Below are 17235 nucleotides of genomic sequence, written 5' to 3' on the forward strand. Positions count from 1 at the left end.
TACGTTTATTGCGTATAAAAAGTTTCAAAATCATTCGATTTACATATGACCTTAGACACAAATTATTTCTTTTTGCACCTAAGAGTAGATTCTTCACAGATTACCCTTTAAAATATGTTGAAAAGATGGTGATTATCATTATAGGGGGTAATTATTTTGACAGATCATCATAATTCAAACCACACGGCTCAAACGCTTTTAGACCTTATACAGAAACAAAAAAGCATGAACAGCGATATGATCAAGGAGCTTGAGACCATTCATCCGTCTCATCCAAAGTATGGTGATATCCGTTATTTAAAGGTACTGCTCGACAGCAGCAGCACCCATATTTTAAAGGATTTAACGCACCTCAGTAATTTAATGCCGAAGGAAGATGTGCAATAAAAGAAAACCCCTCTTATCGAGGGGTTTTCTTTATGAAGAAGTTACACTTTCCGTTTCTTTAACCAGTTGTTTCATGCGTTTACGGTCACGCTCTAAAATAGGCTTCAAGTATTTTCCTGTGTAAGATGCTTCTTCTTTTGCAATGTGCTCAGGAGTGCCAGAGGCAATGATCGTTCCGCCGCCTGCACCGCCTTCTGGTCCGAGATCAACAAGGTAATCAGCAGCCTTGATAATATCAAGGTTGTGCTCAATGACCAACACCGTATCTCCATTTTCAACCAAACGCTGAAGCACTTTTAATAAACGGGCAATATCATCCACATGCAAACCTGTTGTCGGCTCGTCCAAAATATAAAGAGACCTTCCGTTTGAACGGCGGTGAAGCTCAGATGCCAATTTCACGCGCTGCGCCTCTCCTCCGGACAATGTCGTTGCAGGCTGTCCAAGTGTAATGTATCCTAGCCCCACATCATAAATCGTTTGAAGCTTCCGCTTAATTTTCGGGATATTCTCGAAAAATTGGAGTGCATCCTCCACGGTCATTTCAAGCACATCAGCAATGTTTTTTCCTTTATATGTGACCTCGAGTGTTTCGCGGTTATAACGTTTCCCGTGACACACTTCACAAGGCACATACACATCTGGCAAAAAGTGCATTTCAATTTTAATGATGCCATCCCCGCGGCACGCCTCACAGCGGCCGCCTTTGACGTTAAAGCTGAATCTACCTTTTTTATAGCCTCGTACCTTTGCTTCGTTGGTTTGTGCAAACACATCCCGCACATCATCAAAGACACCTGTATACGTGGCAGGGTTGGATCTTGGTGTACGGCCAATTGGAGATTGATCAATATCAATGACCTTATCTAAATGATCCATTCCTTTAATTTCTTTGTGCTGCCCTGGCTTCGCTTTCGCTCTGTGCAATTTTTGCGAAAGTGATTTTAATAGAATTTCATTCACAAGCGTACTTTTCCCTGAGCCGGATACTCCGGTCACAGCTGTAAAAACGCCAAGAGGAAACTTCGCATTCACGTTTTTCAGGTTGTTTTCTTTTGCACCTTTTATCTCAATATAGCGGCCGTCAGGCTTTCTTCTCTCAATTGGCAGCGGGATAAATTTCTCACCAGATAAATATTGTCCTGTTAAGGATTTCGGGTCCTTCATGACTTCTTCTGGCGTTCCAGCTGAAATCACTTCTCCCCCATGAACTCCTGCTCCAGGTCCAATATCTATTAAATAATCAGCAGCTAGCATAGTATCTTCATCATGCTCCACGACAATTAGTGTGTTCCCGATGTCACGCATGTTTTTCAACGTCCCGATCAACCGGTCATTATCGCGTTGATGCAGACCAATGGATGGTTCATCTAATATATAAAGAACACCTGTCAGCCTTGAGCCGATTTGAGTCGCCAGGCGAATCCGCTGCGCCTCTCCGCCTGATAGTGTGCCAGCGGACCGGCTCAAATTCAGATAATCTAATCCCACATTATTTAAGAAGGACAAACGCTCTTTGATTTCACGTAAAATGAGCTGGGCAATCTGCAAATCTTTCTCAGACAACTCAATTTTTTCATAGAAATCAAGGGCATCAGAGACAGACAAATCGGTGATTTCTCCGATATGCTTGCCATTGATGAGAACCGCCAGCGTTTCTTTTTTCAGACGATATCCTTTACATGTCGGACATGGCTGATTGGCCATATATTTTTCCATTTGTTCACGAATATAATCAGAGCTGGTTTCCTTATAACGCCGTTCAATATTACGAAGAACGCCTTCAAACTCAATTTCATTTTCACGTACCTGGCCAAAATCATTTTCATATTTAAAATAAATCCGTTCAGATCCGCTTCCATATAAAATTTTATCAAATAAATGCGATGGGATATCTTTCACTGGAATGTCCATGTCGATGCCATAATGTGTACAAACAGCCTCAAGAAGCTGCGGATAGTATTGCGAGCTTTGCGGCTCCCATGGTGCAATGGCATGCTGCCGTAAAGTCAGATCCTTATTAGGAATGACAAGCTCAGGGTCGACTTCCAGTTTTGAACCGAGCCCATCACAGCTCGGGCAGGCACCAAAAGGACTATTAAATGAAAACATTCTCGGCTCAAGCTCACCAATAGAGAACCCGCAATGCGGACAAGCATGATGTTCGCTGAATAATAGCTCTTCTTGTCCAATCACATCAATCATCACTCGGCCTTCGCCCAGCCGCAGCGCAGTTTCAAGAGAGTCAGATAGCCGAGCAGCAACGCCTTCTTTGACCACAATTCGATCAATAACCACTTCAATGGAATGCTTCTTGTTCTTTTCAAGCTCGATATCTTCTGAAAGGTCTTCCATCTCTCCATCGACTCTCACTCGCACATAGCCCTGCTTCCGAATTTGATCAAGCACTTTCACATGTGTTCCTTTGCGGCCGGATACAACTGGCGCAAGCACTTGTAATTTCGTTCTTTCAGGATACTCTAAAATACGATCTGTCATCTGCTCAATCGTTTGTGACGTAATTTCAATCCCATGTATAGGACAAATAGGTTTTCCGACTCGAGCATACAAAAGACGCAAGTAATCATAAATTTCAGTGACAGTACCAACTGTTGATCTAGGGTTTCGGCTCGTCGTTTTCTGGTCAATACTAATCGCCGGAGAAAGACCTTCAATGGCATCTACATCCGGTTTATCCATCTGCCCAAGAAATTGGCGTGCATACGCTGAAAGAGATTCAACGTACCTGCGCTGACCTTCTGCATAAATCGTATCAAAGGCAAGCGACGATTTTCCTGAACCAGATAATCCCGTAATGACCACTAGCTGGTCACGCGGGATATTCACATCAATATTTTTAAGGTTGTGGGCTCTAGCACCTTTCACCTCTATTCGTTCCATAGCCATCAGGCAATCATCCTTCCGCTTTTAGCTCTAGCAATAGATCTCTTAATTCTGCTGCTTTTTCAAAATCAAGCGCTTTTGCTGCATCTTTCATTTCCATCTCGACTTTTTCGATCACTTTTTCTCGTTCTTTTTTGCTCATTTTCGACAGCTTTGGTGCTGCTTTTGTTTCGTATTCTTCTGAATCCTCATGTATCTTTGTTGCCTTAATGACATCTCGAATTTTCTTATGGATCGTTTGCGGTGTAATCCCGAATTTCTCGTTATATGCTTCTTGCTGTTCTCGTCTTCGCTTCGTTTCTTGAATCGCAATGTCCATCGATTTCGTCATATTGTCTGCATACATAATGACCCGGCCTTCTGCATTTCTCGCTGCACGGCCAATCGTCTGGATGAGGGATCTTTCAGAGCGTAAAAAGCCTTCTTTATCCGCATCTAAAATGGCCACAAGCGACACTTCTGGAATATCCAGTCCTTCACGAAGAAGGTTGATTCCAACAAGCACATCATATTTACCGAGACGCAGATCACGGATAATCTCAATCCGCTCAAGGGTCTTAATCTCTGAATGCAGGTAATTCACCTTGATTCCGATTTCTTTTAAGTAATCTGTGAGATCCTCAGACATTTTCTTCGTCAGTGTGGTCACGAGCACACGCTCATTTTTCTCAACTCGTGCATGAATTTCTCCAATTAAGTCATCAATTTGTCCTTCAATCGGACGAACTTCAATAATTGGATCAAGTAATCCTGTTGGACGGATAATTTGTTCCACAACCTCTGGTGTTTTCTCAAGCTCATACGGACCAGGCGTTGCTGATACATGGACAATATGATTGATATGCTTTTCAAACTCATCAAAGGTGAGCGGTCTGTTATCAAGTGCTGATGGCAGGCGGAATCCGTGATCAACCAACACTTGCTTTCTAGCTTGGTCACCGTTGTACATGGCGCGGATTTGCGGAATCGTCACATGCGACTCATCGACAACAATCATAAAATCATCTGGGAAATAATCAAGCAGTGTGTAAGGTGTTGAACCAGGAGGACGCAAGGTCAGATGTCTTGAATAGTTCTCAATTCCTGAACAAAAGCCCATCTCTCTCATCATCTCAAGGTCATATCTTGTCCGCTGCTCAAGGCGCTGCGCTTCAAGCAATTTTCCATTTTCACGAAGCTTTTCAAGCTGTTCTTCTAGCTCTTGTTCAATATTGATAATGGCTTTTTCCATTTTTTCTTCTCTTGTGACGAAGTGAGATGCTGGGAAAATCGCCACATGATCACGATCACCAAGTATTTCTCCAGTCAGCGCATCCACTTCACGAATACGTTCAATTTCATCACCGAAAAACTCCACTCTGATACAATGCTCATCTCGTGAAGCAGGAAAAATCTCAACGACGTCTCCTCGAACTCGGAAGGTTCCGCGCTGAAAATCTATATCATTACGAGAATACTGAATATCCACCAGCTTACGAAGAAGCTGATTGCGTTCAATCTCCATTTCAGTACGCAAAGACAGCACAAGCTCTCTGTATTCCTCTGGCGAACCTAAGCCATAAATACAGGACACACTGGCAATGATGATGACATCTCTTCTCTCAAATAACGAGGACGTAGCCGAGTGTCTCAGCTTATCAATCTCATCATTGATGCTGGCATCCTTCTCAATAAATGTATCGGTCTGAGGCACATATGCCTCTGGCTGATAATAATCATAGTAACTCACAAAATATTCAACAGCGTTATTCGGGAAAAATTCCTTGAATTCGCTGTATAACTGACCGGCAAGTGTCTTATTATGCGCAATGACAAGTGTCGGTTTGTTCACTTCTTTGATCAGGTTGGAGACAGTAAAGGTCTTTCCCGTACCTGTAGCACCTAACAGCGTTTGATGCTGTTTCCCCTGATGGATCCCCTCAACAAGCTTTTCAATCGCCTTTGGCTGATCTCCTTGGGGCTGATAGTTAGAAACTAATTCAAAGCGGTCACTCACATCAAAGCCTCCGTTTCGTTTACGAAATCTATCTAATGAATATATTATCATAAAAGAACACAAAAATACGAACTAAAGTTCGGCTCTTACTTGATTTTTATTTCCAATACAGTCATACCCTCTCTCCCATGGCAAATAACCCTCTTAAGAAAACCTTCCTTTCAGTATGGAACATTTTGGAGTGAGATATTCGATGAGCAGAAAAAGAAAGCTGCGCTTACTAGAAATCGTAAGCACAGCTCTTGTTTAAAACATGTCATTTTTCAGCCATCATGCTCTTGATGGCGATGACATCATTGATTTTTTTCAGCTTTCTCTCTTTTTTCGATTTCTTTCTTAGCCATAAACAAAGCCCCAGCTACTAAAGAAATAATATCTAATCCCACAATAAAGTAGGTTTCTGTATATCCCTTCATGTACGAAGCAAATAAAAGCGCTGCTGTTAACGCAATGCCCACGTAATGATTGTAAGTAACCTTTGAAAATAAAATAACGAGCAGGAAAGGAAAAACTAGTGCAAATATGGCTTTTGTAATCACAAAAACCCTCCCTCTTCATGGTCTACTTCCTTGATTATAGTAAAGATTGGCATATTGAACAATTCACAGTTTTCAATTTCGCCTTTTTTCTTCATGTTCGGAGACTTTTGTTGTAGAAGAAGAAGGAAATTAGTGAGATTGTCCCCTTTGTAAAGATAGGTCTTTCCGTCTTTGACAATAACATCCAATCAATTCTATGATTAAAATGATAGTGCGCACTATCATTTTGAAAAATAGAGAGACATACAAACCATTGGCTATTTGGATAAGGGGGCATTCCCATGTATTCAGTTTTATTTCATGCGGCTGAAGAATCCGCATCACTCGCAGGGGCAAAAGGCCTGAATTTAATCAAATTAAACAATCACGGCCTGCCAGTCCCAGATGGATTTATTATCAAAACCAACAGCTTTGCAAGCTTTCTTTCATATCACAATCTGCAGCCAGCAGAACAAAACCTTTCTCAAAAAATCAAAGAAGCATCGTTTCCTTTACAAATGGAAGCAGAGCTGCTTTCGTCCTTTCAATCCTTGCGGAAGACTTACCCCTCAGTTGCAGTCAGATCCTCTTCTGTTGCTGAAGATCTCGAAGGCGCCTCATTTGCAGGACAGTACGAGACCTATTTAAATATCAAAACAAATGAAGAGTTTTTACAGGCAGTCAAAGAATGCTGGTCTTCTTATTTTGCAGCGAGGGTCACAGAATATAAGGAAGAGATGAATGAAAACGAGGAAGAGATGCCGCTCATGGCCGTTGTCGTTCAAGGGTTGATCCATTCTGACGTCTCCGGTGTCATCTTTAGTGAGAATCCCGTATCGGGGAAAACAAATGAAATGATGCTGACCGCAAGCTACGGATTGGGAGAAGCAATTGTCTCCGGTCTTGTGACACCAGACACGTTTATTGTAGATAAAGAGAACTTTTCGATTGAAAAAACACTTGGGGCGAAAGAGCTGCAAATTGTTCCTTTCCAAGAGGGTGTCATCGAGGAGCCAGTATCGGAGGAAATGGCTGGCCAGTTTTGCCTGAACGATGATCAATTGAAAGAAATCACACAAATCACGAAACAAGTAGAAGAACTTTACGGACATGGAGTCGATATCGAATTTGGAATTGCAGGTGGGTCGTTTTATTTACTTCAAGCAAGGCCGATTACTACAGCTCTTCCAAAAGCAGTAAATGAAACAGCAGGTGCTTCTTTACAAATGAAACCAGAAGAGCTTCAGGATTTCTGGATTTCAATGGATGATCATATGCCTGGTCCAACGAGCCCTCTTTTCTCAAGTCTGATCATACCAGCCTTAAAAAGCGGGATGAAGAAAAATGGAGAAAAGTATCAAGTACCTGATATGAACATCAAAGATATTAAGCTTTACAGAGGCCACCTATACTCAGCACCGGATCTGCCACAAGCGGAAGAGGGAGCTGCACCCGTTTTTGATGAAAGTATATTTGAGTTATTTCCGCATTTAAGTGAACGGATGTATGAGATTCTAGAGAAAAATTTCTTTCCATTTTACGAAAAACTCGATCGCCGAATGAATGAACCTATGACCATTGAAAAAGCCATCATTGGCTTTGAAGAATTAAAGGATTTTTATATCCAAGCATATGATGATCATTTTGATATTGTCATACCACAAGTCATTCTATCAGCCATCATTGAAGACATGCTTGTCACGTATACTGGTGACCAAACCCAAGTCGTCTTGCTTCATGAAATGATGATAGGTGTGATGAACAAATCTCTTGAAACAGACAAGGTGCTATCTGATATCGCAAAGGATGTCCTTCAAGATCCAGAACTTCACCAAGCATTTATTCATCATGAAAAGAACTCGGAGCTGTTACATGCGCTCAATCACTCGGAAAAAGGAAGGCATTTCATTTCGAAATTGGAGGGTTTTCTCCAAGTTTACGGCTGGCGATCTATTAAAAGTCATGACCTTACAGATGAGACTTGGGCAGAAAACCCAGAGTTTATATTAGATATCATCAGAAATAATATCCATTGCCATTGTGATTTTGATGAAGAATTTGCAAAAGCAGTTATCAAAAGACAAGAGACGTATAAACATTTTATCAATCAAGTGAAGGATGAATCGTTTAAAACAAAATTTGAGACGCTGTATCAATTTGCCCTTCAAGCAGCGAATATCCGAGATGACCACCACTTCTACATTGATGCCATGTTAGATGCAAAGGCCCGGGTATATCTATTAAAAATTGGTGAACTTCTTGTACAAAAAGGAGCCATTCCTCATCAAGAAGATCTTTGGTATCTCTACGATGAAGAGGTACAAAAAGCGCTCACAACGTCTATCTCATTTAATTCGGTTATCCAGCAAAGAAAGATAAAAATGAAGGAAAATGAAGACATTCAACCACCGGCTTACATTGGCACACCAACTGAAGCTGAACTGCAACAAGTAGAAAGAATGCTTGGTTCATTAAGAGAAAATGAAAACAACACACACGATGTGATCCATGGAATTGGCGCATCCAGCGGTATTGTTTCTGGAAGAGTAAAAGTCATTACATGTGCTGACGAATTCTCACAATTTCAAAAGGATGATATTTTAGTTTGTAAAACGACCACACCTTTATGGACGAGCTTATTTAGAGATGCAAAAGCAGTCATCACCGATGCTGGAGGCATTTTATCTCATTCAGCTATTATCGCAAGAGAGTATATGATACCAGCTGTCTTAGGTACTAGAATAGCAACTGAAACACTTCAATCCGGTGACCTTGTGACAGTAGATGGCAGCAATGGACGCATTCAGATTTTAAAGCAGCATTCGCGTGTATAAACTTATCATTTTGGATGATATTGGCGGTCATAGGTTTTATCGGTATACTTACTTTGTTGCAAACACATTCATAACCTGAGGTGAGTATGCTTGTTAAAATCTACAAATCAACGAATCATTCGCGCAACAATGGATTTATTAACTGAAAAGGGCTATCAAAAAACAACAACCAAAGAAATAGCGACAAAAGCGAATGTGAGTGAAGCAACTATTTTTCGCAACTTTAAAAACAAACGCGGCGTCATTGCTGCCATTATGAAAATGAAATCAACACCGACAAAAATCCTAGAAGCAGAATTCAAAGGCGATTTATACACCGATTTGAAGTTTCTCGGTACCTATTTCCTTGAAGATTTGACTTCCAAAAAAGAATTTATTTATATCAGCATGCGAGAACCGGCTATGTTTAAGGATTTAACCAGTCATGAAAAGATTTACCCTCAAGAACTGAGAGAAATGCTCATACAATATTTCAAAAAGATGGGTGCCGAGCATCATGTATTAAAAGGAAATGAAGACATTTATGCAGACATCTTCATTAGTACGTATTTCGGATTTTTCATTCAGCAGCTAGAGCAAGATTTTCAACTCGTTCTCACACAAAAAGAAGATTTTATTGAAATATGCACACACATTTTCATGAGAGGAATTTCTCCCGCTTAAAGGGTGGAATTCTTCTTTTTTACAAAAGGTGGTATACACATTGAGGTTAAAAAAAGAGAGTTTCGTCATCTATTCTTTGTTGCTTGGAGCTATACTAGTTCCCGTCAATTCAACGATGATCGCTGTCGCTCTATCATCCATATCAACTTATTATGATCAATCTCTTGCAAACATCACTTGGGTTGTCACAATTTATCTTATTGTCATGGCAGTCACTCAACCTATCGCTGGTAAGTTAGGAGATATATACGGACACAGGCGAATGTATTTAATTGGGGTCATGCTCTTTTTAATTGGCTCAATTGGATGTGCTTTAGCTCCTAATCTAGCTTTTCTCATCACTTTTCGTTCCATTCAAGCAGCTGGCGGTGCTATTTTAACACCGAATAGCATTGCATTGATTCGTGCAACAGTATCCCCCGAAAAACTGTCTAAAACAATGGGGTATTTTGGATTTGGAGCCGGTATTGGTGCCGCACTTGGACCTTTTATTGGTTCGATTCTTATTCAGAGTTTTGATTGGCACTCTATATTCTTTGTCAATATCCCATTCTTGTTCCTTACACTTGTTACCGGCGTATTACTCATTCCGAAAACAAAGCATACACGCTTACAAGCAAATGTAGACATCACTGGTTCAATATACTTAACCATCGGGATTGCCACACTCATTCTATGCACTAAAAGCCAATTGCTAAATGAATACTTGATCTATGGAATTCTAGCGTTGATCGTCATTCCTTTATTCTTTAAACATGTACGAAAAGTAAAGAATCCGATCATCGATTTGTCGCTTTTTAAAAACAGTTCATTTACAAATGCAAACCTGTCGATCATGCTGAGTAATTTTGTGATGTATGCCATTCTTCTAATTATGCCGCTGTTTATGGAACAACAACTTGCACTTTCTCATACACAAAGCGGTATTATTCTATCAGTATTTTCTCTTTGCATGTCTATTAGCGGCTTGTTAGGGGCAAGACTCCATCCGAAAAAAGGCGCGAAAAAAATGATTGGCTTTTCATTTCTCTGTCTCACTTTATCAGGAATCATGTTAATCACACTCAGTCAGTTCCCTACCTTACCACTGCTTATCGTGACACTTGTCGCAGGTGGAATTTCATCAGGTATTGGGATGACCAGTATGCAGATGGCTTCTTTAACGTCTGTTGATCAAAGCTTATCTGGTTCAGCATCTGGCATTTTCTCTACCTTTCGATATTTTGGCAGTATCATTTCGTCTACATTGATTGGGATCATGAGTGGTTTTCAATCTTTATTTATTGTATTAATGGGTGCAGGCATTCTTGGTTTCTTTTTATCTCAACGTGTACGAACCAAATCCACCTCCCCATCATCCGAACATTCCGCCTAATGACTCCCTTGCTCTATGTTTCTTTAGAGCGGGGAGTTTTCGTCATTTGTATCACTGTAAACTATAGCGAGTGCATCCATCAAATCCTGAAAATCATCTTTTAAGAAAGAAAAAATGGCATATGATCCAGACAAAAAAGGAACTTCAGGTACAAATGGTCTCCCTCACTTACCTAAAAGCTTTTTTTCATTCTTTCAGCAAAGATAACTTCAATTTTTTTTCACAATTTTTGTGGTATGATTTTGAAAATAGAGAACGCAAAGGAGCGGAAGAATGGTACGTGTGAAATATGTTTTGATCTGTTTATCAGCTCTACTTTTATTCGTTACAGGCTGTGGAAAAGAACAGCAATTTACGCCGCCAGGCAGCTCTCAATCCATCGCTGTCATCTCTCAATTAAAAAAAGCCTCCTTTTCAATAGTTGATATACAAAAAAATAAAATGCTCTCTTCTGTGGATTTAAAACACCCACTCACTGATCTTATTCAAATCAATAAAGACGTCATCATCGCTACTAGTAAAGAGGGAGAATCCCTTATCGAAATTAATCTAAAACACGGGACAGCAGCAGATTATATGAATGTGGATAAAGGACTGACTTCCCTTACATATGATGCAGCTTCTCATACATTAATCGCTGCCAACTCACAGAAAAATGTCGTTTATTTTATTGATACGGAGCGCAAAAAAATAAAATCGACTGTAAAAACTGGAAAATTACCTTCTTCTATGACTCTTTCTTCGTCAGGTATTTTATTTGTTTTAAATGCAGAAAGTCATACTGTCTCCGTCATAGATATTGAAAAGGAAAAAAATATACGTACGTTTTCTGTACTTGAACGGCCTTCTGGGATTCATTTTGATGGACAGTCCATTTGGATCGGCGGTCATGGTAAACAAGGCACCTTAAATAAGAGTATTTTTGCTTATGACCCTAAAACAGGCAAGAAACAGCGAGAAATAAAGCTAGGCGTTATGCCTGTTGCATTTTTTCCAGAGAAAAATTCTTCTACTTTATATGTACTATGTCATGGAGATCATACGCTATACAAAGTAGATACCAAAACAAATAAACAGCTTGCTTCTGTTGAAACTGGTCAAAATCCGAATTATATCACTGCTGATACGTCATCAATTTATGTGAGTAACTTGGATGACAATTCAGTATCCATCATCGATAAACACTCATTTATCATGAAAAATCAACTGAATGTCCCATCAGGACCTTATGCTATCGTGTTGGAGGAAAAGAAATGAAGGAACAAATGCGTATTTTAATCGTAGATGATGAGCTTGATATGCTTGAGTTAATCGGATCTTTTTTAAAGAGACATGGCTTTCACATTATCACTGCGAATAATGGAAAAGATGCCTTGCATCAGCTTGAAAAGGAATCTGTTGATCTTGTTGTATTAGATATCATGATGCCTGACATGGATGGATTTGAAGTCTGTCAGCGTATTCGACAAACATCTCAAATACCGATTTTATTTTTAACAGCGAGGAGTTATGAAGAGGACCGAATTAGAGGACTTGAAATTGGAGCGGATGACTACATCATGAAGCCTTTCAGTCTGCGTGAGCTTGCAGCAAGAATTGAAACAACCCTGAGACGAATTAGAGGTCTTTCGCTAAAGCGCAGCCGAATACAGATTGGTGACATGGAGATTGATCAAGATGGCAGACAAGTTTACCTCCATCAACAGCCCGTTAATTTAACAAGAAGAGAATTTGATTTACTCATGTTTCTTTTGCTCAACCAAGGACAAGTGTTTTCACGAGAACACCTTTATCAAAAATTGTGGGAATCACATTCAATGAGCGGCTCTTTAAGAACAGTCGATACACATATCAAAACGCTGCGACTAAAGTTAAAGGAAGCAGAACGATATATTAAAACCGTTTGGGGTGTCGGCTATAAGTTTGAGGAGGAAGAATGAAGCCATTATCGATTAAAAAGAAAGTACTCTTCTTAATTCTTGCAGTGATCGGAATCGTTGCAGCCTCAGCGCTTGCCCTTACCTTTTACTTATACCAGCACTTATATATTGATAAACAGATTGATTCCTTAAGTTTGCAAGGTAAGAAGCTGGCAGAAATCTATCACACACACGGGAAAGACAAGTATTTTACCGACAGAATGAAATGGGCAAATGACTCAAGTCAGGCGAACGTTATTTTTACAGATGATCCAATGGAGCTTTCAAGTGGTCTTCCTTTTGATACGAACACAAATGATAATCTCATTACGTTCAAGGAACGCCAAAAGCTCCTTCAAGGTGAAACCGTCGTGTTAATTAGAGAACACCCACAGTTTCACCAAGATATTCTTGGCATCGCCATCCCTGTTTTCTCAAGCAATGATGATCTATCGGGAACTATTTTCCTCTCCATGCCATTATCAGATGTATATGAACCCTTTGTCCAAATTAGATTGACGCTGGGTATATCCATCTCATTGATTCTGCTCCTGATATTTTTAATCGGATATAAGAGCTCCAATCACATTGTACAGACAATAAATAAAATGAAAGAAATTGCAATGGAAATGGAATCTGGCGATTTCTCAAAACGAATGGCCGTAACTAAAAAAGGAGACGAGTTAAACCAGCTTAGCCGCTCCTTTAATAAACTGTCTTCAACCCTCGAAAAAGTTGAGCAGCACCGCAGGGAATTTCTTGCGAATGTCTCTCACGAACTTAGAACGCCTTTAAGTTATATGAAAGGCTATGCAGAAGGAATTGAAGAAGGGGTCATTGATCAAAAAAAGGGGATGCAAATCATCCAAGATGAGGCCACACGTTTAAGCCGGCTTGTGCACGACCTTTTAGATCTTGCACAGTTAGAAGGTGACTCTTATCCACTTACGATGGAGCCAGTCGTCTTTGCACAGCTCATCCACGATGTTCTTGATCAAATGGCATTCATCGCTGACAAAAAAAGCATTATTTTCAAACGAACGCTAGAAGAGGATTGTATTGTTTATGGTGATAGCGACCGTCTCCAACAAGTGATACGTAATTTACTGGACAATGCCATTCATTACACGCCATCTGGGAAATCAATATCGATTGAATTACAAGTTCACCAAGGTGTTGCTGAATTGAAAGTGACCGACGAAGGCAGCGGTATTCCAAAAGAAGATCTTCCACATGTTTCTGAGCGATTTTATCGTGTAAATAAAGCACGAACAAGAAAGGATGGCGGCTCTGGCCTTGGACTAGCCGTTGTCTATCAAATCATCAAAAAACATCATGGAACATTCGACATTCAATCTGAGCCTGGCATTGGTACGACAGCCATCATTCAGCTGCCAAATACTCCTTTCACTGAAGACGTGCCAACTAAATAACAAATGAGATGAAGACTATCTATGAGAATCAGCTGTCTACATTTGAACAGTCTTCTTAACAACCACTATTTTTAATCCCTTTTTCATCACATATTCTATTTTTCAAAAGGGAGAGCTGAATGCTTCATTCACGAAATACTATCTCAAAAAAAGCGTGCAAGACCTTCTTGAGAACGTCCTGCACGCTTTTAAATCAAACAGCTGTTTCAAACCGCTTTCTGTTGATGAAGAAAGAAAGAGTAATAATCAGATAAATGCCCATTGTGACCATCGTTTGGACAATTGGAGTTGTTGACACAACGCCGATGAAAATGGCAATGATCGCAATCACAGAAAACCATGTTGTGAAAGGATACAGCTTCACGCGATATCCTCCTGGTTCTGCTACACTTCGAGATTTTAAATGCCCGACAGCAATAATAAACCAAATGAATAAGACCGTATAGCTTAAAGATCCCATTAAATAATTAAAGGTTTGACTTCCTACAAAAAGAGAAATCAATACAGCAGCATACAATGTAGATGTACACACTAGGATCGCTCTGACAGGCACCTGCTGTTTTGATAGCTTTGAGAAGCCCTTCCATACACGCCCATCCATCGCTTGCGTATAAAGTACCCTTGAGGATGCGTACAGCCCAGAGTTCATAGAAGACAAGATCGCTAATAAAATGATACCGTTCATGATGTCACTTGCGTATGGCACGCCAATCGTTGCAAACACGGTGACGAATGGACTCACTTGCTCATTGTTTACTTGATTCCAGGGAATCAAGCTGACGATGATGAAGAACGGCAGTACATAGAAACCGATGATTCGTACAAATGTACTTTGAATGGCCTTTGGGATGACTTTTTCAGGGTTTTTTGTTTCTGCTAATGTGACCCCGATCATTTCAGTCCCGCCATATGAATACACCACCACAAGCATGGCCGCAATTAAGCCGCCTGTTCCATTCGGGAAAAATCCTCCGTGGTCGGTTAAGTTGGATAATCCCGGTGCAGCATGCTGACCAAATGAGACAAACAGCATGGTTAACCCAATGATAATAAATAAAATAATGACAGCAATTTTAATAGAAGCTAACCAGTACTCCGTCTCAGCAAACATTTTAACAGAACAAACATTGATCAATGTCACAACAAGTGAAATGATTAACACAAGTATCCAAATCGGCACCTGTGGGAACCAGTACTGAATAAAGATCGCAGATACGATTGCTTCTGCTGCAATGTTCAGCACCCACATTTTCCAGTATATCCAGTCTAAGAAATAAGCCGGATATTTCCCTAACACCGGTTCAATTAAATCACGGAATGTTCTTGCGCCAGGTCGTGCAACCGTCATTTCGGCAAGTCCTTGCATAATAAATAATAAAATAAGACCACCAATCATATATGCCAAAATGACAGCAGGACCTGCGATATCAATAGCGGAGCTGCTTCCTTTAAACAGACCAGCACCTATTGCACCACCAAGTGCGAGCATCATAATATGCCTTGACGTCATTGTTCGTTTTAACTGCACATGTTCCTTTTCCATTTTCTATAGCTCCTTTAAATTTGAATCTTCAGACAAATATAGGATAAAAACATATAAAAAGGCCAGTCATCTCCTTGAAGAGACGACTGACCTTGCAACCGCGTTACCACTCTAATTGATTCAGCCATAGCTGAATCCAACTTAAAACCCGTTAACGGAGGTCACACGTAAAGACTTACTATTCATTCAGTCTTACCGCTCTTTGAGCGAGTTCAATGATTCGTTTTACTGCGTTGCACCAACCCGCAGCTCTCTTAAAAAAACGGATGTTCATCTACTATTCTCAAGTCAAAGCGTTTATAGTCAATTTGTATATTCATCAAAGATTTTATTTTTTAAATATACTGACTAACCACGCAATTGTCAACATCCTTTTTCAGACATTCTCTTTTAACGAATCCAAACAGCTACTTCATCCATTGGACGGCGCGTTTTGCCGCGCTTTGGCTCGGTGACACGATAACCAAAGGCTGCCATGACAGAAATATCATACTGACCATCCTCAAGCAGCCCTTCTTCATCTAGAATGCGATGAATCTCATCGTAGCTGAATCCCTCGACTGGGCATGAATCAATGCCAATTTGTGCAGCAGCTGTCATCATGTTTCCAAGGGCAATATACGTTTGTTTTGAAGCCCAATCAAAGAGCGTACGTTCATTTTCTAACAAATGAAGATCATTCTCTTGGAATTCTTGGTAGCGTCCCTTCACCATCTCGAACGTTTCGTCTGACATTCCTTTGATTTGCTTGTTGATGTATTCTGCATATGCTGAATCATAACGGGCGTCTGTTCTTGCCAAGATGATCACAAAATGGCTGGCAGTAGGAAGCTGCTTTTGCGCTCCCCATGTATACTCTTTTAATTTTTCTCTAAATGCTTCATTTTGAACAACGAGGAACTTCCAAGGCTCAAACCCTACAGAGCTTGGGGAAAGTCTTCCTGTTTCTAAAATAAATGCAAAATCATCCTCTGGTATTTTTTTCGTTGGATCAAACTCTTTTGTCGCATGGCGGAACTCATACGCCTCAATGATTTCTTTTTTTAATTGCTCTTTGTCTCGCATTGTATTCATCCTTTCTATTAACCAATTAGGGCGTTAGTTTCATCAATCCAATTTCTTTCCATTCTCATTTAGAAATTGTTATGATAAAAAAACAACAGCCCGAATGTGTGATGTGATATCTCTATGGTATAAGAAAAGCTTCGAGTGATTCAAGTACGCACATTTTTGTTCGTTAGTTACCATCTTGTTCGTGTATCACCAAATTTGTCTTAGAAAGGAGTGTTAAGATGAGTGCACCATCCAATCCAGTCAGTATTGTCAATCATGGCTGTCCCGTTTCAGTGACGACAAGTGTCATCGGAGGGAAATGGAAAGGAGTGATCCTTTATCATTTGACTTGCGGACCAAAACGCTACAATGAATTGCGCCGGCTGCTGCCAAGAATTTCTCAGCGTGTCCTCACACTGCAATTGCGTGAGCTTGAACAAGACGGCGTTGTCCATAGAGAAGTCTATGAGGAGGTCCCCCCTCGTGTCGAATATTCCCTCACTTCTCTCGGAAATACATTAAAGCCTATCATCTTCGCCATGCGTGAATGGGGCGAATCCTACGGGAAAGAAGCGCGCCCAAAAGAAAAAAGCTGCCATCTCTAGCAGCT

The 17235-nt window shown here is 40.4% G+C and carries 13 protein-coding genes and 1 other annotated feature; of the genes, 8 read left to right on the forward strand and 5 right to left on the reverse strand.

Annotation, left to right across the window (positions count from 1 at the left end):
- Window positions 1-156: 156 nt before the first annotated feature.
- Window positions 157-387 (forward strand): hypothetical protein, encoded by a 231-nt coding sequence (locus tag AAYR28_RS16075; protein WP_034281058.1) that lies wholly within the window; start codon window positions 157-159, stop codon window positions 385-387.
- A gap of 30 nt (window positions 388-417) precedes the next feature.
- On the opposite strand, the gene uvrA is transcribed toward AAYR28_RS16075, so the two are convergent.
- The 3 genes from uvrA to AAYR28_RS16090 form a co-directional block, all read right to left on the reverse strand.
- Window positions 418-3294 carry an excinuclease ABC subunit UvrA gene (uvrA, locus tag AAYR28_RS16080; protein WP_025093988.1) on the reverse strand — a complete coding sequence of 959 codons (2877 nt, stop codon included), beginning with the start codon at window positions 3292-3294 and terminating at the stop codon, window positions 418-420.
- Window positions 3295-3301: 7 nt separating this feature from the next.
- Window positions 3302-5287, reverse strand: a complete 1986-nt coding sequence (gene uvrB / locus AAYR28_RS16085; protein ID WP_024423583.1) for an excinuclease ABC subunit UvrB — start codon at window positions 5285-5287, stop codon at window positions 3302-3304.
- A gap of 293 nt (window positions 5288-5580) precedes the next feature.
- Window positions 5581-5826, reverse strand: a complete 246-nt coding sequence (locus AAYR28_RS16090) for a CsbA family protein (protein WP_034281059.1) — start codon at window positions 5824-5826, stop codon at window positions 5581-5583.
- A gap of 281 nt (window positions 5827-6107) precedes the next feature.
- Here AAYR28_RS16090 and AAYR28_RS16095 point away from each other — a divergent pair, with 281 nt between their 5' ends.
- From AAYR28_RS16095 to AAYR28_RS16120, 6 genes are all read left to right on the forward strand, one after another.
- Window positions 6108-8639 (forward strand): PEP/pyruvate-binding domain-containing protein, encoded by a 2532-nt coding sequence (locus tag AAYR28_RS16095; RefSeq protein ID WP_342474562.1) that lies wholly within the window; start codon window positions 6108-6110, stop codon window positions 8637-8639.
- A gap of 90 nt (window positions 8640-8729) precedes the next feature.
- Complete coding sequence (locus tag AAYR28_RS16100) at window positions 8730-9302, forward strand: TetR/AcrR family transcriptional regulator (protein WP_034281062.1); 573 nt, start codon at window positions 8730-8732, stop codon at window positions 9300-9302.
- 40 nt (window positions 9303-9342) lie between these two features.
- Window positions 9343-10677 carry an MFS transporter gene (locus tag AAYR28_RS16105; protein WP_034281064.1) on the forward strand — a complete coding sequence of 445 codons (1335 nt, stop codon included), beginning with the start codon at window positions 9343-9345 and terminating at the stop codon, window positions 10675-10677.
- 273 nt (window positions 10678-10950) lie between these two features.
- Complete coding sequence (locus AAYR28_RS16110) at window positions 10951-11934, forward strand: YncE family protein (RefSeq protein ID WP_070326071.1); 984 nt, start codon at window positions 10951-10953, stop codon at window positions 11932-11934.
- Complete coding sequence (locus tag AAYR28_RS16115; protein WP_034281069.1) at window positions 11931-12617, forward strand: response regulator transcription factor; 687 nt, start codon at window positions 11931-11933, stop codon at window positions 12615-12617. Before AAYR28_RS16110 ends, AAYR28_RS16115 begins: the two co-directional genes overlap by 4 nt.
- Entirely contained in the window at window positions 12614-14029 is a 1416-nt protein-coding gene (locus tag AAYR28_RS16120) for a HAMP domain-containing sensor histidine kinase (RefSeq protein WP_034281071.1), read from the forward strand. The genes AAYR28_RS16115 and AAYR28_RS16120 overlap by 4 nt, the downstream gene beginning before the upstream one ends.
- A 193-nt stretch (window positions 14030-14222) precedes the next feature.
- Here AAYR28_RS16120 and AAYR28_RS16125 read toward each other — a convergent pair whose 3' ends face one another.
- Window positions 14223-15572, reverse strand: coding sequence for an amino acid permease (locus AAYR28_RS16125; RefSeq protein WP_034281072.1), 1350 nt, complete (start codon window positions 15570-15572; stop codon window positions 14223-14225).
- 75 nt (window positions 15573-15647) lie between these two features.
- Window positions 15648-15873: a binding site (T-box leader), on the reverse strand.
- Between the two features lie 89 nt (window positions 15874-15962).
- Complete coding sequence (locus tag AAYR28_RS16130) at window positions 15963-16637, reverse strand: NAD(P)H-dependent oxidoreductase (RefSeq protein WP_024423594.1); 675 nt, start codon at window positions 16635-16637, stop codon at window positions 15963-15965.
- A 227-nt stretch (window positions 16638-16864) separates the two neighbouring features.
- On the opposite strand from AAYR28_RS16130, the gene AAYR28_RS16135 reads away from it, so the two are divergent.
- Entirely contained in the window at window positions 16865-17230 is a 366-nt protein-coding gene (locus AAYR28_RS16135; protein WP_024423595.1) for a winged helix-turn-helix transcriptional regulator, read from the forward strand.
- Window positions 17231-17235: the final 5 nt, after the last annotated feature.

Source organism: Bacillus safensis (assembly GCF_039619585.1).
GTDB lineage: Bacteria > Bacillota > Bacilli > Bacillales > Bacillaceae > Bacillus > Bacillus safensis.